This is a genomic window from Chryseobacterium sp. KBW03 (genome assembly GCF_003852415.1).
GTDB lineage: Bacteria > Bacteroidota > Bacteroidia > Flavobacteriales > Weeksellaceae > Chryseobacterium > Chryseobacterium viscerum.
Map to the genome: position 1 here is coordinate 819,235 of NZ_QAJO01000005.1, position 16,711 is coordinate 835,945.

Below are 16,711 nucleotides of genomic sequence, written 5' to 3' on the forward strand. Positions count from 1 at the left end.
TACATTTAAATTATGACAGAGAAAATAAGCATTTTGGAGGCTGTTTTTAATGAATCTTTAAAAGCTGCTCTTCACAATATGACTTCTGAAAAGATCGATAAAATCCTTGACAACAGAGATTCAGCTGAATTTTCAGAGGCATGGATGAAAACGTATCAGGCTATTGAAGAAAAATCGGTGGATGAGGAAACAGAAGATAAAATCAGTGATATCCGAAAGGAGATTTTCATATCGACTTTCAGAACTACCGGATCTTCAGATTTACCGGCTTATATTTCCGATGATTTTGGTTTGATCTGCTCTTACTATATTCATCAGATTGAACATACCTGGGTGACTGACTTACTTTTCACTTATCTTAATCATCAGATTCCGCAAGGAGAATTGATGAAAACGGATAAAACAATGAAAGATCTGATTCAGTAGATCAATGGAATAAAATATAAAAAGAACAGCGATTGCTGTTCTTTTTTGTTTTCTAACTTTAAGAATTCAAAATTATTACATCAGGATACATTGTTAACCATTTTTCTATTAAATTTGGAGTCAGCTTTATGACGCAATTCACCTTCTGATTATTGGGAACATCATAAAGTCAAACAAAAAAACTCCATGAAAAAATGCTTAATTCCAGCCTTCATTTCAATGATCATCATTGAATTGGTTCATCTCTTAGTTTGAATCAATTGGAAGTAAGTTTTACCCATATAACAAAATGAGTTATTCAATGAAAAATAAATTCAAAATTTTAATTCTAACAGTTCTTTTAACTAACTTTTCTTTTGCTCAAAGTAATAAGGAAATTGCTTTAAAAAAAGGTAATGAAGCCATTAAACTAATGGATAATGGGAAAATTGAAGAAAGTATTATATTGCTTGAAGAAAGTCAGAAATTAGATCCTGAAAACTTTAATTATCCTTATGAAATTGCATATGCAAATTATTTAAAAAAGGATTATAAAAAAGCAATTGAAATTGCTGAGAAATTACAAAACTATAAAGAGGTAAGTGTTCAGCTTTATTCACTTTGGGGAAACTCTTATGATAATCTTAACAACCCTACAAAAGCGATAGAGATCTACGACGCAGGAATCAAGAAATTTCCCAATAAAGGATTACTATATCTGGAAAAAGGAGTCGTATATGAGTTAGAAAAAGAGTATAATAAAGCGGTTGCTTTTTATCAAAAAGGAATTTCAGTCGATCCAAAATACCCATCAAATTATTATAGAATTGCAAACCTCTATCTTAATTCTGATGATAAAGTTCCTGGTTTAATTTATGGTGAAATCTTTCTCAATCTTGAAAGAACTACTGACAGGACTAGAGAAATGAGTAAAAATTTGTTTGAAGCTTATAAAAATTCAATAGTATTTGAAAACGGACAGGTGAAAGAACTGAATCTTTGTAAGCAAATGACCATGACTCCAACAGATAAAAAACTCCCCCTGTGTTTGATGTTTGGAAAGTGGCTTATTTATGGAATATTAAATTCAAAAGCAAAGGAATTCAACTTAGATTCATTATCTAAAATAAGACAAGATTTATTGAAATCATATTTTGAAAAGGACAGTAAAGATTATCCAAATATACTTTTCGACTACCACAATCTGATGTCTAAAAACAATATTTTTGATGCCTACAATCATTATTTATTTCAAATCGGAGCCGATGAAGAGTTCTCAAGTTGGCTTCAAAAAAATGAAGCTGAATATAATAAATTTGTAGAATGGTATGTTAAAGGTGAAAATAGTATCAATCTAAATGAAAGTAATTTTTTTCATTTTATAAACTAAAAAACGGTTCATCATTAAGCAAAATATGAACAGGATTAATCATTAATAGTAATATTGGCCAATATTAAATAATCTAAATTTCACATGACCATTCAAGAACAAATCCAAGACTACATCAGCAGCCAGCCAGAGCTGAAACGCAATGATATGCAGGAACTCCATCACATCATTTTGGAGCTTATGCCGGAATGCCAGCTTTGGTTTCTGGATGGCAAAAACAGTGAAAATAAAACCGTTTCCAATCCTAATATCGGATATGGTTTGTATACCCTGCACTACACTGATGGAAAAACCAGAGATTTTTATCAGATTGGAATGAGCGCCAATACAACAGGGATTTCCATCTACATTATGAATATCAGTGATAAAACCTATCTGGCAAAAACCTACGGAGAAAGAATAGGTAAAGCCAGCGTAACAGGATATTGTATTAAATTCAAAACTCTGAAAGATATCAACATTGAAATCCTGAAAGCGGCAATAAACGATGGATTTCAAGCCTATTAAGAACAGATATTCAGATAGATGAAGGCAAGCTATTTTTTCAGTTATAAAAAACGAACATATCTATTATAAGAAAGCTAAATTTGTACATTCTAAAAAACAATCATCCATTCTGTAATTTTAAATCATGAGCACGATAACATTAAGATTAGAAAACGTAAAAAAACTTCAGGCTAAAAGATGGGATAATGAGGACCATTGGGATACTTTAAATGATCTATTGGTAAAAGAATTAGATGAAATTTTACTTATTGAGCCTGAAAACACTTCAGCATTGATCAATATTGGTGCTATTTATTCCGATATGGGAGAAAACGAAAAGGCTCTGGAATACTTAAAGACAGCTCTGAAGCTAGGTTCGAACGACAAAAATCTATTTGTAAACCTGTCGATCGTACTAATTTATATGGAAAAACACCAGGAAGAATATTTAGAATACCTTGAGGAAGTTGAAGATAAAATTGAGGATCCTCTCACTTTTAAGGCATATTTTGATCCTCAATCTCATTAAAAATCAGTATTAATTAAAAAGCTATAATCATGTTACTCGCTATTTTACTTCCGTTCTTATCATTTATCATCCGTGGGAAAGTTATCACAGGAATTGTCTGCCTTATTTTACAAATTACTCTGATCGGGTGGCTTCCTGCAGCAATATGGGCGGTTCTTTCTCTAAATAATGAAAGAGCAGATAAACGAAATGACAAACTCATTAAAGCAATGCGTAAAAATCAAAAATAATTTTCCAATTCAAAATAATTATGAGATTTTCGTTCCTATTATTTTTAGTTATGCCATTCTGTGCATTTTCACAGGTAAACACCTGTCCTACTTACACAATACCTGAAGTAAGAGTAAAAAAAATACAGTTTTTTGTAACCCCTGAAAGCAAAATTGAAGAATTAAATTTAAAAAAATTATCAATCAAAGAAAAGATTACACCTACTCTTGTAACAGAATATGATATCAATGGAAATATCGTAAAAGAAACTCAAAACAGTGATTATCAAATGATCACTAAATGTACTTATACCAAAGGAGTTCTTACAGAAAGACAATCTTTATATATTACAGATAAAAATAAAACAGAAGCAGCCAACCAAAAAGCACAGCGAGAGGCAGAGATAGAGCTGAAAAGAGACGGAATGACCAGTATAGCCTATGCAAATCCCAACAATACAGAAAGGTTGTATACTGCAACCATCAACGACAAAAATCAGGTGACATCTTACCGTTCACAGGAATTTGAATTCAATGGAAAGAATAAAAAACTTACTTCTGACCAAAAAACCGATATTACCTATCAGAATGGTAAAATCTCTACAGTAAAATCACCCAACAGCAGCGAGCAGTATTACTACCAAAACAATATACTGGTAAAAAAAGAACAACAAACAACGGATAAATTTCAGGGAGACAAAAAGGTTGTGGAAGAATTCCTATATGATCAGAACAAAAATCTGATCGGCATTCAGTATCAAGAAGAAGCTATAAGAAACGGAGAGAGTATGGGGAAAAGTTCGGGCATTAAGGATCCTGTTATGTATGATCAAAAAAACAGAATAATAAGGTTCGGAGGAAAAGAGCAATTCACTCAATATACCTATGACAATATAGGGAATATGACTTCAATCACAGATTTTTATAAAGATAAAGAAGTGAAAAAAATAGAGTTTTCATATCAAAAAAATAATATCATAAAAATTGTAGAAACATCTGGAATTCAAAAATATTATACAGACTACATTTATAAAAACAGTCTTATGACTGAAATGAAAACTTATTCTGATAAAACTCCTATACTTTCGAAAATGGTTTTTGAATATAATAATAAAAATCAGCTAACTAAGGTGAGCAGATTGAGTCCAGTATACGACCGTGAAAAAGGACTGCTCGAAAACAAATTCACAACAGCAAGTGAAACTGAATATGTATATGACGGCAAATTTGTCATCATGAAAAATCAGGGAAAAGAAGCACTGCGTTATAAACTATACTAAAAGTCATTTTTTTGATGGACTCAACTAATATTAAACTTTATAAACAGCTTATGTCTTCTTATTATGAAAGAAAATAAATACGACAATCCGTCATTTTTTGACCAGTACGAAAAAATGCTCCGTTCTCAAATAGGATTGGAAGGAGCCGGAGAATGGCACACCCTGAAAAATATGCTGCCGGACTTTCAGGAAAAAAACGTCCTTGATCTGGGCTGCGGCTTCGGGTGGCACTGCCGCTATGCAATAGAAAATGGGGCAAAATCTGTAATTGGAATCGATCTTTCAGAAAAAATGCTGACAAAAGCTAAAGAAATCAACAATATGGAAGGAATTCAATATGAAAGGAAAGCCCTTGAAGATGTTGATTATCCTGCGGAAAAATTCGATATGATACTCAGCTCGCTCACATTGCATTACGTGGAATCATTTGACACCCTTGCTGAGCATATTTATCAATGGCTTTCTCCCGGCGGATCTTTTGTCTTTTCCGTGGAACATCCTGTTTTCACAGCAGAAGGCGGTCAGGATTGGGTATACGACAAAGACGGTCAGAAAACCTGCTGGCCCGTTGACCGATATTTTGTGGAAGGGAAAAGAAATACTACATTTTTAGGCGAAAATGTTATAAAATACCACCGTACATTAACTTCTTATCTGAATACATTATTAAAACATGGTTTTAAAATTAAGGAAGTTATAGAACCGAAGCCTAGTCAGGAAATGCTGAAAGAAATTCCGGAGATGAAAGATGAACTCCGCAGGCCCATGATGTTGCTTATTTCTGTTGAAAAATAATATAAAAACAACTTAATTTTCAGAGCATCCACTTTTATAAATTATGTTTCTTGTTCATATCTAATTTGTATTGATAATACTATTGATTATTATGAAAACCAGAATCATATTTTAAAAACACAAATAGCTATATTGCATAACATAGTAATAAAAATAATTTATATCTTTGCATAACAAATTACATAACTATGATTATTAAAAAATTGATAACCGCTTTTGTTTTGCTTCCATTTTTGACTCATATGATGAATGCTCAAATGCAAACAAAAGGATATGAAAAGAAAATTGACAGTATTATCCAGACTGAATTTGGGAATACCAATGAGCCTGGGGGCGTTTTTCTGATTACTAAAAACGGGAAAAGCTTGTACCGGAAAGCTTTCGGAAAAGCCAATCTTGAGCTCAATGTCAATATGACCCCGGATCATGTTTTCCAGATTGGATCGATGACCAAACAGTTTACTGCCATAGCTATTTTGATGCTGGAACAACAAGGCAAACTCAATGTCAATGATCCGGTTTCAAAATATGTCAAAGATTATCCCAACGGAGATAAAATTACCATCCATCATTTGTTAACCCATACTTCAGGAATTAAAGATTTTACAAAAATAAAGTCTCTGTCTTCTATTGCTCAAAAAGAGATGAAACCGGAAGAAATGGTTAATTTTTTCAAAAATGAACCCGTAGATTTTACACCTGGAGAAAAGTTCGATTATAATAATTCCGGATATGTGGTTTTAGGTTATATCATTGAACTGGTTTCAGGAACTTCTTATGAAGATTTTATTAAAAAAAATATCTTTAATAAGGCTGGAATGATCCATTCTTATTACGCTTCAGACAGAAAAGTGATCCCTCAAAGAGCCTATGGCTATCACAAAAAAGAGCAGGGATTTGTTAATAAGACAGTGATCAGTTTCAGTGTTCCATTTTCTTCAGGCTCATTGATGTCTACAGCAGATGATATGCTGAAATGGCAGCAAGCTCTCAATCAAAACCTATTGCTGAATTCTAAAGAAACCCAAAAAGCTTTTCAGAAATATACACTGAATAGCGGGGAGGAATTTACCTACGGATACGGATGGCATCTGAAGGATATCAATGGAGTTCCTGACCGCGAACATGGAGGAAGTATATTTGGATTTAAAAGCATGGGAATTTATGTTCCGGAAGAAGATGTCTATGTGATTGGATTCAGTAACTGCGACTGCCACTCTCCTACTGAAGTTACCCGAAATATTGCAAAAGCGACTTTAAGTGATATCAAAACCTCATCAAAGAAGCCATAAAATACGCTCAATCTTATTTCTTCCTGTCCATCTCCGGAAGAACATGATCAGGCACTTTAAAAATAGTGACAATGACAAAAATCAGGCAGAGAATATTAATAAATACTGCAACTGAAAATGCCTTATGGTAATGCTGTACCAAAGGTTTTTCTCCAAGAAAATAATAGAAAACACTTCCTACCGCAACAATTCCCAGAATGGCTGCAATCTGCTGAAAAGTATTATAAACACCGGAGGCATTTCCTATCAGTTTTTCCGACATTCCAGACAAAGCAATATTAGCAAGCGAAGGAATGATAGAGCCCACTCCCAATCCGTGTAAAAATAACAGCAGGCAGAAAATTGGAAAGCCGGTCTGCATCCCGAATAAAAACAGCTGGAGAAAAAGAATAACAATAATAAAAATCAGCCCTGCAATCAGGGCTTTTTTACCGTACTTTAAAACCATTCTTACAGAAATGATGGAGGCCAGAATAAAACCTAATCCCTGGAAAACAATGATTTCTCCTGCCTTCAGAGCACTTATTTTTAAACCATCCTGGAAAAAAAGCGACACGATATAAAAATAAGAATCCAGCATAATAAAAAAGAAAGAAACGGCCACAATACCCAGATTGAAATTTTTATAACGAAAAATCTTAAAATCAATAAGATAAGGACGGTTATTTTTTATTCTTCTCTTCTGATTTTTTATAAAACCTAATAAAATTACAGCAGAAATAATCATCAGAAAAGCATTTTTGAAATGAAACCCTTCATGCTCAAACATTGTCAATGCATAAGTAACACAGAATAATCCCGCCGAGATCATCAAAACGCCTCCCATATTCAGGGACTGCTTTACTGAAATTTTAGATTCATCCAATACTTTTAAACTCAGAAAGACTGCCGGAAGACCTATAGGAATATTCATCAGAAAAATAAGTCTCCAGGGTTCTTCCATCATTGTTAATGATGAAAAATATCCTCCCAGAAACTGCCCCAAAACAGTTCCTATCCCAATCGTAATCCCATACCATCCCATGGCTTTTGTACGTTCTTTATGATCTGGAAATAAAATCTGTATCATAGACAGTACCTGCGGGGCCATCATTGCAGCACTCATTCCCTGCACAAATCTTGAAATAACCAGCTGACCTGCTCCCACAGAAACTCCACAGGCGATAGAACTCAGCATGAAAGCAATCAATCCAATCGTATACATTTTCTTCATGCCATATAAATCACCCAGCCTGCCTCCTGTAATCAGAAAAGAAGCAAAACCAATGAGGTAAGCGGCAATCATAAACTGCATTTCCCCATTGGAAGCATGAAGATCATTCTGTATAGAAGGAATGGACACATTGATAATGAAAATATCCATAATCGTCAGCAGTTGACCAAACAATACTATGATCAATTTCAAATACTTATAATTCATTTTTATATAGATATATCTATTTTTAATTATTTAAAAAAAATTAGGGTAGTAAACCCTGAACTATTTTTTTGACCTGATCAAAAGAATCATTTTGTCTATTGATCGTAGAGGTTACAACTGCTCCTTCTATTAAAAGGAAAATAGTGTCGGCTAACAAATCTGCATCCGTCAATTCTACTTCTGTTCCATATTCTTCTATGAGTGTTTTGATCAGATCTTTCTGTTTTTCTTTATGCTGTCTGGCAAAGCCGGAAACGGAAGGATTACCCTCTCCTGTTTCGGAGACAATTTTAATGAAATGACATCCTGCAAATTGGGAGGTCTGCTGTAATTTTTTCCTGTAATCAATCAGTGCCAGGAGTTTTTCTCTTGGTTCAGAAATTTTGGATGTGCTGCTTTCAAATCCTTCAAACCAATTAAGCTCTCCTTTTATAAGATAAGCCTGAAGAAGGTCATTTTTAGATGAAAAGTGGTTGTACAGTGATCCGATCGCAATATCAGCCTCTGCAATAATCTGGTTAATTCCTGTAGAATTGAAGCCCTGCTTGTAAAACAGATCCGAAGCGACTCTGATAATCCTATCTCTTACTTTTTCCTTTTTCATTCTGAAAATTTTTACAAATCTAGTCAAAAAAATAGATAAGTCTATCTATTTTTAAAATACAGATAAAATTTTTATTTTAGATCAGAGAAAAAAATCCGCTTCATTCAACCTTCAATCACATGAAATCATTTCCTTTATTTTTGATACTCTTACTGTTAATAGGCATATCTTGTAATCCGTCACCCCAATCAAACCCAGCAAAAAATATGAGCTCCACCAATCCTGTTGTTTATTTTGAAATCCCTGTTCATGATCTGAAGCGTGCAGAAAAATTCTATTCTGCTGTTTTCAATTTTAGCTTTGAGAAAGAAATCATTGACAGTTATGAAATGGCTTTGTTTCCTTTTGAGGAAAAAAACAGCGGTATTACAGGAGCATTGGCAAAAGGAGATGTCTACAAACCTTCCAAAAATGGGGTCATCATTTATTTTAAGACGGAAAGTATTGACGAGACATTGAAAAAGGCTGTACAACATGGAGGCTCTGTACTTTATGCTAAAAGGACAGATGAAAAATATGGTTTTGCCGTAGCCGAATTTGAGGACCCGGAAGGGAACAGAATTGCTCTGCATGAAACCGTAAAATAGCTATACCATTTGATGCATATTAATTTTTTAAATAAGGTTAAGACATATTTTGTATCTTTAAATAACCATTTTTAAAAGATTAACTGGTAAATAACTATGGCGGAAGAACTATATTTCATCAAAACCAACCCTATTATTGCCAAAATCAACTTGTACAATAAGCTTAATCGTGACGAGGATAAGATTCTGAGTTTCCTTCAACCTGAAGCAAGAGCTACCCTTGAAACGATTAAAGAAAAAATACAGGACTCTGTTGAAGAGCTTACTCAGGAAGAGCTTTTACTTATTTTTCAATGGTTCAGTAGTGTATATTCTTCAGATCACGAAGAAACCAAGACTCAGCTTTTCATCAATGGTATTGATCTTTTTTACGAAATTACAGCTGCCATTCACTCCGAAAATTTCCTCCAGATTCTTTCAGATTATGAAAAACTCATGAAGCAGGACATGAATTATATTGTTGATTCCCAAAACTTCAACCAGTTCCTGATCTACGGAATTTTTCTCACAGAAATTCTGAATAGAGAACAAGGACATGAAAATATCCTTTGTGACTATCTGAAACCAGACAATAAGTCTTTGTATCTTCTTGCTGAAAATCAATTGAATTCAAAAGAATTCGACCCTAAAATCGTTCCTGATCTTCAGCATCATTTTACGGATCTTTATGATCTGACTAAGTTTTACAAAGGTCCTATTATCAAACTTGAGAATCAATAAAAAAAGAGGTTTTTCAGACCTCTCTCAGCATTTCAGGGTTTTTCATCAGATAATCTAATGCTTCTTTTACCGCTTGTTCAGGGCTTTCAGGATTGAACCCCAATTCATTTCTGGCTTTAGAAATATCAAAATCCTGCTGTAATCCTGAGAACATGGCAATATCTTTCCGGGTAAGTATCGGAGGTTTTCCACTTAGTTTTGCTGTCAGTTCCATAAGAGCAGCAATGGTAAAGAGAATTCCTTTGGGAACGGAACGCGGGATAGTCAGCTTCAGGTTCGGATAAAGTCTATTGGCAAGAATGGTTGTATCGGTAATGGTCATACATTTTTCATTGGCAAGAATATAACGCTCGCCGGATCGTCCTTTTTCAGCTGCCAGATAACATCCTTCTGCAACATCTTTTACATCTATCCAGTTCAGGGTAATTTTAGTATCTACAGGAATCTTTTTATTCAAAATTAATTTAAGAACTCCGTAGGAAACATTTAACGGTAAAAATGCTTTACTTCCAATCATGGCAGAAGGCATTACGGAAACCAGTTCTATACCTAGTTTTGCAGCCAGATCAAAAGCCAGTTTTTCACCGTCATTCTTAGAGTTATAATACATATCTCTACGGTCAGGATTATAACCTTTGCTTTCTCTGGCAGGCAGGTTTGTATAATCAAGGGCTGCAACAGAACTCACATAGACTATTCTTTTTACTCCCGCTTCAGCAGCAGCTTCAATGGTATTCCGAGTACCATTGATATTCACATCATAGATTTCTTTTTTGGGATCTTTAGCCCATAGTTTAAAAGAAGCTCCTACGGCATAGAATGTTTCCACTCCCTGCAGTGCTTTTACAAAAGAAGCTTTGTCGGTAATATCCGCCTGTACCAGTTCACACTCCAACCCTTCAAAAGGTTTTGTATTTTGTGTATTTCTTACGGCAGCCCGTACCGGAAGTCCCTGTTTCAGTAAAAATCTGACTAGATTATTTCCCAGATGTCCATTGGCTCCGGAAACAAGATTGATATGATTCTTTGTCATTGCATTCATTTTAATGCTGCAAAGTTCATCTTCCCGGCACCAGAACCACTTGACTTTTGTTAGTTAATTATTTTCCTCCGGATTCTACTCAGACTTTCCGGTTTCATTCCCAAAAATGAAGCAATATACTGGATAGGAACATTCTGAATAATTTCCGGATAATCTTCCATCAGTTTCAGGTACCGCTGTTCAGCATTCAGAACAGACAATTCTCTGGAACGTTTTTCATTGTAGGAAATCGACTGCTGGAAGACCGAAATACTGAAATCTTTCATTGCCTGACTTTGATTGATCAAATAATCCAGGTTTTCTTTGGAAATTCTCAAAAGCTCAGCATCCGTGATGCACTCTATATTATTTTCAGAAACGGTACCGTTGATAAATTCTGAATAAGACGTAAAAAATCCTGGCGGACAATTGATGTGCGTGGTCACTTCATTGCCATTCTCATTCATATAAAAAAGCCTAAGGTAACCTGAAACGATATAGTAAAGGTATTGAGGTATTCTTCCAGCCTCTTCTATTACTGTGTTTTTTGAAAATGCCACAGGCTCAAAGTACTTTTTGACAGCTTCGGCTTCTTCATGGTTAAAAGCATGAATGGAGTGGATATATTGTAAAAGCTTGTCGTGCATTGAGTTCTTTTTAGTCTTATACAAAAATACCAAAAGAAAATTTCAATATTGATGAGTTCAAAAAAATATTGCCATCCCATGTAACATCTTGCATTCAATAATTGTCTTGTACATATAACCGAAAGAAAACTACCGCTCAAAATGCAGTAAGAATAATCATTGAACCAGGATAAAAACTATAACACAGCCGGCAGTCTCCTTTACGATGTGGAACTGCCAGCTTTTTTATGAATCTGCCTGACTGCAAAAAAATAGTACAAAACACCTCCCACAGAATAAGCCAGCACATCATAAAAATCTCCGGTAAAATGGCTGGATAATTTCGGACAAAGCACTTCAAATAAAAAAGAGAGATAAAGCACTGAAGTCAGTACAAATTTCAAATCAGGTGTCCAGTGATAACCTAATACAACGTTCATGATATACTCTATCAGATAGCAATACATAGGAACAGTGATACAATCTGTAAAATAATCATTAAGAAACGGAATATAAATTCCGTTCTGTCTCAGTACAAGAACAGCTCCCCAAGCTGCCAGTCCCAGCAGAAACCAAAATGAAATTCTTTTTTTCATTACATGTGAAGTACTGCCATAATGATCCCAAGGATTACCTGCAGGATTTTCGAAATCATTTCTTGAGGATCTGTTTTATTTTCCTTCCCGTTTTTCTCTGCTGTTTCGTAATCGAATTTTTGTTTCCCTTCCATTATCACAAAATTTGACAGTGCAAATATATTAAATTAGAACAATTGTTCTAATTTTAAAAATATGATTTATATCCACTTTGATATTCTTATCTTTGAAGTATGAAGACCAAGGATAAAATTCTGTCCAAAGCACTGGAACTATTTAATGATAGGGGTTATAACAATATTACCACAAGGCATATTGCAGCTGAGCTCAACATGAGTGCGGGAAATTTGCATTATCATTTCAAACATTCGGAAGACATTATTACAATCCTTTTTGCAGAGCTTACCCTGAAAATGGATGAGCTTTTGAACCAAATGAAAAAGATGGAGAATAAAACCCTGGAAGACCTTTACCAGTTTACCTATTCTACCTGCGAAATCTTTTATTCTTACCGTTTTATATTTATCAATTTCATCGATATTCTCAATAAAATGCCTGATGTAGAATCACGGTATGAAGGCATTAATTTTAGCAGAAAAGAAGAATTTGAACTGATATTTTCAGACCTCCAAAAAAACAATGTATTTCAAAAGGATGTGCCCGGCTTTATCATCGGGTGTCTTACCGAGCAGATCTTTATCATTGCAGACAACTGGCTTACCCACAACAGACTGATTTTAAAGCTTAATCCAAAAGAAGCCATACAGCATTATACTCTTCTTCAGATGAACCTTTTTTATCCACTTCTCAATAAAGAACAGCAACAGCTTTATGAACAGCAATATATCCGATAATCAGAATCTCATCATCAGAAAAGGAGAAATAAATGATCTTCCTGAAATGCGGCACCTTTTTACAGGAACTATAGATGAAATCTGTAAAAAAGACTATGATCCCCAACAGCTTGACGCTTGGAAATCCGGTGCTGAAAATGAAGAAAGATGGATGAATGTGATCAGCAATCAATTTGTTTTAATTGCTGTAAGTGATGGTCAGATGGCCGGTTTCTGTACTCTTGATAAAGGAAATTATATTGATCTTCTTTTTGTACACAAAAATTATCAGCATAAAGGAATAGCATCTTTGCTTTACAGTTTGATTGAACAAGAAGCTCTTCAACATCATGAAAAACAACTCATGGCAGAGGTAAGCAAAACAGCCAGACCTTTTTTTGAAAAAATAGGATTTCAAGTCGTCACAGAACAGACTGTCAATGTGAAAGGAATTGCTATGACCAATTATAAAATGATAAAACACCTCATCTCCTAATTTCAGGTTTATGGAATTACATCCGGAATACAATGAGTGCAGAATTTCAGTTCCACAGGAATTTGAAAATGTATTCACCCATTTTTATTTTGCAGAAAACACTTCCGAAAACCCCGTTACAAAAACACTTTTACCTACTTATCAGACTATTCTGTTGTTCTGTTTTGGAGAAAGTGCGGCGATGTCTACCCGGGAAAAAACAATTATTGGAGTTGATAAATGTATGGTATTCGGTCCTGTAAGACAGGCTTTTGATTATACGCTTCCGGCAGGTTGTTCCATTTTGGTTGCCAATTTTAAAGATGATGCATTTTTCAGATTTTTTGGAAAAGTATCCATTGAACAATCTATAAGGCATCCTGATGAATTGCTGAAGGAAAACTGTTTTACCGATCTGTGGCATCAGTTGACAGGATTACATTCCACCGCAGAGCAAGTGAGTCATATTCTTGAGTTCTGCCGACCTTATCTACAGCATCAGGACACTACCAGTAAGCTTTTGAGTAGTTTTGAAAACGATTTTTTTAATCCAATCAAAGTGATCGCAGCGCAAACCCATCAGACCGAAAGAAATATCCAGCGCAAGCAGAAAGAGCAGTTTGGATATTCCTTAAAAGAACTTACCCGTTATAATCGTTTTTTAAAAGCGATAAAAGCCCTTGAAGAGAGAATCGGAAAACAGGATAAAGTAAAGTGGTTTGATATCATTGCTGAGTGTGGTTACTATGATCAAAGCCAGCTTATCCATGATTTCAAGCATTTTATCAACATTTCACCCGCTCAGTATTTAAAATTCCAGCAGGAGATCTGTAATCCAAAATCTGAATAGCCGTTTCGTTTTCTTACAATTTTTGAAAAGTACACAGTCCTACATTTGTCTCATTAATCTTAACAATCAAAGCAATGAGACATTTAATCATTTACGCACATCCTAATGAAAACAGTTTAAATCATAGTCTATTAAACACTGTTGTCGAAACACTCCAATCCCGCAATCAGGAGGTTATTGTGAGAGATCTTTATAAAATAGGTTTTAATCCTGTATTTTCTTTGGAGGATATGCAGGGACAGTTTCAGGGAAAACTATCAGATGATGTAAAACTTGAGCAGGAGCATATTTCATGGGCAGAACAGATTACTTTTATTTATCCTATCTGGTGGACAGGGCTTCCGGCTATGATGAAAGGGTATATAGACCGTGTTTTCAGCTATGGTTTTGCGTACCGCTATGACCACGGCATACAGAAAGGTCTTCTAAAAGGTAAAAAAACTGTGATTATCAATACCCACGGAAAATCTCATGAAGAATATGAAAAAACAGGGATGGATAAAGCACTCACTTTAACCTCTGATAATGGTATTTTCATCTATTCCGGGCTGGAAATCATCAGACATTTATTTTTTGACAAGGCAGATAAAGCTTCCTCAGAAAATCTTGAAATATGGAAAGATCAGATTAGAAATTTATACTCTGATTATGTATTAAATTAGGTGACTATATACAATTTTATACTGTTGTCATTCTGACGAAAGAAGAATCTCATATATGGCTTAGATTCTTCATTTCACTTCGTTGCATTCAGAATGACAGAGTCATAATAATTAAATATCATTATTAGTATAAAATTGTATATAATTACCTTAAATTATTAATTTTTTTCTATGAAAATACTTACTGAAAAACAAAGCACCAGCCCAGTTGTACGAACTTCTTACCAAGTGACGAAGAAAATAATAAAATACAGTTTTTACATCTTTATCCTGTATTTTGCTTTTAAGGGATTTATGGCATGAAATTGGCTTCAAAAATCGCAAGTAAAATTGTTTTGAACCATTATTTTAAGCCATTAAGATAGATGGATGGTTAAGTTTTTTCTTAAAAACAAATCTTGTTATAACCCTGCAATACGTCTTAATGGTTTAAATATTGGCTCCTCAGGAAATCCCTGTTATATTTGCATCACAATGAAACATTTAAACAGTATACTACGTCTTCCATTCTTCAGTGAATATTACACTCCGGGCTATCGTTCGGGAAGACTTTCTATATCTGTAATCCAATAAAATAATCTAACCTATATATAGAGCCCGGACAGTACCTGTCCGGGCTTTTTCATTTTAAAACTATTCAACATGATTCATCCATTACAAGAAAATGTGGCTATCATCCTGCCGGAAAACGGTCTGGAAGAAAAACTTGCCCAAGCCAAAAAGGAAAATAGAAAGCTTTCTATTAAATTAGGTTTTGATCCCACGGCTCCTGATTTACATCTGGGGCATGCCGTGGTCCTCAAAAAGCTGAAACAGTTTCAGGATCTGGGACATCAGATCATTATTATCGTAGGCAGCTTTACAGCAAGAATTGGTGATCCTACAGGAAAAAATAAAGCAAGAAAACCTTTAAGTGCTGAAGAGGTACAGCATAATGCCGAGACGTATATCAATCAGCTTTCCAAAGTGATTGATGTTCAGAAAACAAAGATTGTTTTCAATTCTGACTGGCTGGATGCGCTTAGCTTTTCAGAGGTTGTCCAACTGCTCTCCAAAGTGACCGTTGCCCAATTGATGCAGCGTAATGATTTTAATAAAAGGTTTACAGAAAACACGCCTATTGCGATGCATGAACTGGTATACCCTATTCTTCAGGGTTTTGATTCTGTAAAAATTGAATGTGATATTGAAATGGGAGGTACGGATCAGCTTTTCAACTGCACGATGGGAAGGCAGCTTCAGGAAGTTCATCAAATGCCTGCTCAGATTGTGATGTGCATGCCCTTGCTGAGAGGTCTTGACGGAAAGGAAAAAATGAGCAAATCCCTGAATAATATTATCGGACTGACAGATGAACCCAATGAAATGTTTGGAAAAACGATGTCTATTCCGGATGCACTGATTGAAGAATTTATCAATCTGACCACCGATTTTTCGAAGGAAGAAAAAACAGCACTTATTTCCAGAATAGCAGAAGGTGAAAATCCTATGAATATTAAAAAACTGATCGCTAAAAATATCATCACCCAATACCATGATGCAGCTTCAGCAGAAAATGCGGAACAGTTCTTTATCATTCAGTTTCAGAATAAAAATTTTGAAGAGAAAGTGTATGAATCAGTTTCTATCCGTTCTTTGAAACATATTCAAAACAAAATATCTCTTCTTGAGCTTTGTCATCAGCTTAAAAATGATCTCAGCAAATCTGCGGTTCGAAGATTAATTGAAAATGGAGGAGTTCAAATCAATACCGATAAAATAACGGACCCAAATGAAGAAATGGAACCTATCCCTCAAACTAAAATAAAAATCGGGAAAAGGGGCTTTTTTGAGTTAATATAAAGATGGGAGTTGGGTGTTGGAGGATGGAAGTTTTGTCAGACGATGAACTGATGAAGTTTTTTGATTGAAATATCTTTCTTAACATTGAT

General features: G+C 34.6%; 21 protein-coding genes. 15 read left to right on the forward strand and 6 right to left on the reverse strand.

Annotation, left to right across the window (positions count from 1 at the left end; genetic code table 11):
- The first annotated feature begins 12 nt into the window (after window positions 1-12).
- From DBR39_RS15225 to DBR39_RS15260, 8 genes are all read left to right on the forward strand, one after another.
- Window positions 13-426, forward strand: a complete 414-nt coding sequence (locus DBR39_RS15225; RefSeq protein WP_124534495.1) for a hypothetical protein — start codon at window positions 13-15, stop codon at window positions 424-426.
- 301 nt (window positions 427-727) lie between these two features.
- Window positions 728-1,795, forward strand: coding sequence for a tetratricopeptide repeat protein (locus DBR39_RS15230; RefSeq protein WP_124534497.1), 1,068 nt, complete (start codon window positions 728-730; stop codon window positions 1,793-1,795).
- Between the two features lie 84 nt (window positions 1,796-1,879).
- Window positions 1,880-2,302, forward strand: a complete 423-nt coding sequence (locus DBR39_RS15235; protein WP_124534499.1) for a DUF1801 domain-containing protein — start codon at window positions 1,880-1,882, stop codon at window positions 2,300-2,302.
- Window positions 2,303-2,426: 124 nt separating this feature from the next.
- Window positions 2,427-2,810 (forward strand): tetratricopeptide repeat protein, encoded by a 384-nt coding sequence (locus DBR39_RS15240; RefSeq protein ID WP_124534501.1) that lies wholly within the window; start codon window positions 2,427-2,429, stop codon window positions 2,808-2,810.
- A 29-nt stretch (window positions 2,811-2,839) separates the two neighbouring features.
- Complete coding sequence (locus tag DBR39_RS15245) at window positions 2,840-3,040, forward strand: YqaE/Pmp3 family membrane protein (protein ID WP_228447845.1); 201 nt, start codon at window positions 2,840-2,842, stop codon at window positions 3,038-3,040.
- Between the two features lie 20 nt (window positions 3,041-3,060).
- A complete protein-coding gene (locus DBR39_RS15250) occupies window positions 3,061-4,299 on the forward strand; it encodes a hypothetical protein (protein WP_124534505.1) in 1,239 nt (412 codons plus the stop codon).
- Window positions 4,300-4,362: 63 nt separating this feature from the next.
- Window positions 4,363-5,094 carry a class I SAM-dependent methyltransferase gene (locus DBR39_RS15255; RefSeq protein WP_124534507.1) on the forward strand — a complete coding sequence of 244 codons (732 nt, stop codon included), beginning with the start codon at window positions 4,363-4,365 and terminating at the stop codon, window positions 5,092-5,094.
- A 188-nt stretch (window positions 5,095-5,282) separates the two neighbouring features.
- On the forward strand, window positions 5,283-6,386 hold the full coding sequence (locus tag DBR39_RS15260) for a serine hydrolase domain-containing protein (RefSeq protein ID WP_124534509.1): 1,104 nt from the start codon (window positions 5,283-5,285) through the stop codon (window positions 6,384-6,386).
- A gap of 13 nt (window positions 6,387-6,399) precedes the next feature.
- Here DBR39_RS15260 and DBR39_RS15265 read toward each other — a convergent pair whose 3' ends face one another.
- Together DBR39_RS15265 and DBR39_RS15270 are read right to left on the reverse strand one after the other, a co-directional pair.
- On the reverse strand, window positions 6,400-7,806 hold the full coding sequence (locus tag DBR39_RS15265; RefSeq protein ID WP_124534511.1) for an MFS transporter: 1,407 nt from the start codon (window positions 7,804-7,806) through the stop codon (window positions 6,400-6,402).
- A 40-nt stretch (window positions 7,807-7,846) separates the two neighbouring features.
- Window positions 7,847-8,410, reverse strand: coding sequence for a TetR/AcrR family transcriptional regulator (locus DBR39_RS15270; RefSeq protein WP_124534513.1), 564 nt, complete (start codon window positions 8,408-8,410; stop codon window positions 7,847-7,849).
- 206 nt (window positions 8,411-8,616) lie between these two features.
- Here DBR39_RS15270 and DBR39_RS15275 point away from each other — a divergent pair, with 206 nt between their 5' ends.
- The gene (locus DBR39_RS15275; RefSeq protein WP_124534515.1) at window positions 8,617-8,997 is read left to right on the forward strand and encodes a VOC family protein; all 381 of its coding nucleotides are present in this window, start codon (window positions 8,617-8,619) and stop codon (window positions 8,995-8,997) included.
- Between the two features lie 96 nt (window positions 8,998-9,093).
- Window positions 9,094-9,717 carry a hypothetical protein gene (locus DBR39_RS15280; RefSeq protein WP_124534517.1) on the forward strand — a complete coding sequence of 208 codons (624 nt, stop codon included), beginning with the start codon at window positions 9,094-9,096 and terminating at the stop codon, window positions 9,715-9,717.
- 13 nt (window positions 9,718-9,730) lie between these two features.
- Here DBR39_RS15280 and DBR39_RS15285 read toward each other — a convergent pair whose 3' ends face one another.
- The 4 genes from DBR39_RS15285 to DBR39_RS24515 all read right to left on the reverse strand — a co-directional run bounded on the left by DBR39_RS15285 (window position 9,731) and on the right by DBR39_RS24515 (window position 12,094).
- Entirely contained in the window at window positions 9,731-10,750 is a 1,020-nt protein-coding gene (locus DBR39_RS15285; protein WP_124534519.1) for an NAD-dependent epimerase/dehydratase family protein, read from the reverse strand.
- Window positions 10,751-10,809: 59 nt separating this feature from the next.
- Window positions 10,810-11,385 carry a Crp/Fnr family transcriptional regulator gene (locus tag DBR39_RS15290; RefSeq protein ID WP_124534521.1) on the reverse strand — a complete coding sequence of 192 codons (576 nt, stop codon included), beginning with the start codon at window positions 11,383-11,385 and terminating at the stop codon, window positions 10,810-10,812.
- A gap of 200 nt (window positions 11,386-11,585) precedes the next feature.
- On the reverse strand, window positions 11,586-11,960 hold the full coding sequence (locus DBR39_RS15295; protein WP_124534523.1) for a hypothetical protein: 375 nt from the start codon (window positions 11,958-11,960) through the stop codon (window positions 11,586-11,588).
- Entirely contained in the window at window positions 11,960-12,094 is a 135-nt protein-coding gene (locus DBR39_RS24515) for a hypothetical protein (protein WP_262697077.1), read from the reverse strand. The genes DBR39_RS15295 and DBR39_RS24515 overlap by 1 nt, the downstream gene beginning before the upstream one ends.
- A 99-nt stretch (window positions 12,095-12,193) precedes the next feature.
- Here DBR39_RS24515 and DBR39_RS15300 point away from each other — a divergent pair, with 99 nt between their 5' ends.
- From DBR39_RS15300 to tyrS, 5 genes are all read left to right on the forward strand, one after another.
- Window positions 12,194-12,814, forward strand: a complete 621-nt coding sequence (locus DBR39_RS15300; protein WP_124534525.1) for a TetR/AcrR family transcriptional regulator — start codon at window positions 12,194-12,196, stop codon at window positions 12,812-12,814.
- On the forward strand, window positions 12,792-13,289 hold the full coding sequence (locus DBR39_RS15305; protein WP_124534527.1) for a GNAT family N-acetyltransferase: 498 nt from the start codon (window positions 12,792-12,794) through the stop codon (window positions 13,287-13,289). Before DBR39_RS15300 ends, DBR39_RS15305 begins: the two co-directional genes overlap by 23 nt.
- Window positions 13,290-13,299: 10 nt before the next feature.
- Window positions 13,300-14,118: a helix-turn-helix domain-containing protein gene (locus DBR39_RS15310; protein ID WP_124534529.1), complete on the forward strand. Its 819-nt coding sequence runs from the start codon at window positions 13,300-13,302 to the stop codon at window positions 14,116-14,118.
- Window positions 14,119-14,192: 74 nt separating this feature from the next.
- Window positions 14,193-14,780 (forward strand): NAD(P)H-dependent oxidoreductase, encoded by a 588-nt coding sequence (locus DBR39_RS15315; RefSeq protein WP_124534531.1) that lies wholly within the window; start codon window positions 14,193-14,195, stop codon window positions 14,778-14,780.
- Window positions 14,781-15,422: 642 nt separating this feature from the next.
- Window positions 15,423-16,622 (forward strand): tyrosine--tRNA ligase, encoded by a 1,200-nt coding sequence (gene tyrS / locus DBR39_RS15320; RefSeq protein WP_124534533.1) that lies wholly within the window; start codon window positions 15,423-15,425, stop codon window positions 16,620-16,622.
- Window positions 16,623-16,711 lie beyond the last annotated feature (89 nt).

What these genes read in the sequence shown, in the direction of transcription:
- DBR39_RS15225 (WP_124534495.1), top strand. Translation starts at nt 13, where the DNA reads ATGACAGAGAAAATAAGCATTTTGGAGGCTGTTTTTAATGAATCTTTA.
- DBR39_RS15230 (WP_124534497.1), top strand. Translation starts at nt 728, where the DNA reads ATGAAAAATAAATTCAAAATTTTAATTCTAACAGTTCTTTTAACTAAC.
- DBR39_RS15235 (WP_124534499.1), top strand. Translation starts at nt 1,880, where the DNA reads ATGACCATTCAAGAACAAATCCAAGACTACATCAGCAGCCAGCCAGAG.
- DBR39_RS15240 (WP_124534501.1), top strand. Translation starts at nt 2,427, where the DNA reads ATGAGCACGATAACATTAAGATTAGAAAACGTAAAAAAACTTCAGGCT.
- DBR39_RS15245 (WP_228447845.1), top strand. Translation starts at nt 2,840, where the DNA reads ATGTTACTCGCTATTTTACTTCCGTTCTTATCATTTATCATCCGTGGG.
- DBR39_RS15250 (WP_124534505.1), top strand. Translation starts at nt 3,061, where the DNA reads ATGAGATTTTCGTTCCTATTATTTTTAGTTATGCCATTCTGTGCATTT.
- DBR39_RS15255 (WP_124534507.1), top strand. Translation starts at nt 4,363, where the DNA reads ATGAAAGAAAATAAATACGACAATCCGTCATTTTTTGACCAGTACGAA.
- DBR39_RS15260 (WP_124534509.1), top strand. Translation starts at nt 5,283, where the DNA reads ATGATTATTAAAAAATTGATAACCGCTTTTGTTTTGCTTCCATTTTTG.
- DBR39_RS15265 (WP_124534511.1), bottom strand. Translation starts at nt 7,806, where the DNA reads ATGAATTATAAGTATTTGAAATTGATCATAGTATTGTTTGGTCAACTG.
- DBR39_RS15270 (WP_124534513.1), bottom strand. Translation starts at nt 8,410, where the DNA reads ATGAAAAAGGAAAAAGTAAGAGATAGGATTATCAGAGTCGCTTCGGAT.
- DBR39_RS15275 (WP_124534515.1), top strand. Translation starts at nt 8,617, where the DNA reads ATGAGCTCCACCAATCCTGTTGTTTATTTTGAAATCCCTGTTCATGAT.
- DBR39_RS15280 (WP_124534517.1), top strand. Translation starts at nt 9,094, where the DNA reads ATGGCGGAAGAACTATATTTCATCAAAACCAACCCTATTATTGCCAAA.
- DBR39_RS15285 (WP_124534519.1), bottom strand. Translation starts at nt 10,750, where the DNA reads ATGACAAAGAATCATATCAATCTTGTTTCCGGAGCCAATGGACATCTG.
- DBR39_RS15290 (WP_124534521.1), bottom strand. Translation starts at nt 11,385, where the DNA reads ATGCACGACAAGCTTTTACAATATATCCACTCCATTCATGCTTTTAAC.
- DBR39_RS15295 (WP_124534523.1), bottom strand. Translation starts at nt 11,960, where the DNA reads ATGAAAAAAAGAATTTCATTTTGGTTTCTGCTGGGACTGGCAGCTTGG.
- DBR39_RS24515 (WP_262697077.1), bottom strand. Translation starts at nt 12,094, where the DNA reads ATGGAAGGGAAACAAAAATTCGATTACGAAACAGCAGAGAAAAACGGG.
- DBR39_RS15300 (WP_124534525.1), top strand. Translation starts at nt 12,194, where the DNA reads ATGAAGACCAAGGATAAAATTCTGTCCAAAGCACTGGAACTATTTAAT.
- DBR39_RS15305 (WP_124534527.1), top strand. Translation starts at nt 12,792, where the DNA reads ATGAACAGCAATATATCCGATAATCAGAATCTCATCATCAGAAAAGGA.
- DBR39_RS15310 (WP_124534529.1), top strand. Translation starts at nt 13,300, where the DNA reads ATGGAATTACATCCGGAATACAATGAGTGCAGAATTTCAGTTCCACAG.
- DBR39_RS15315 (WP_124534531.1), top strand. Translation starts at nt 14,193, where the DNA reads ATGAGACATTTAATCATTTACGCACATCCTAATGAAAACAGTTTAAAT.
- tyrS (WP_124534533.1), top strand. Translation starts at nt 15,423, where the DNA reads ATGATTCATCCATTACAAGAAAATGTGGCTATCATCCTGCCGGAAAAC.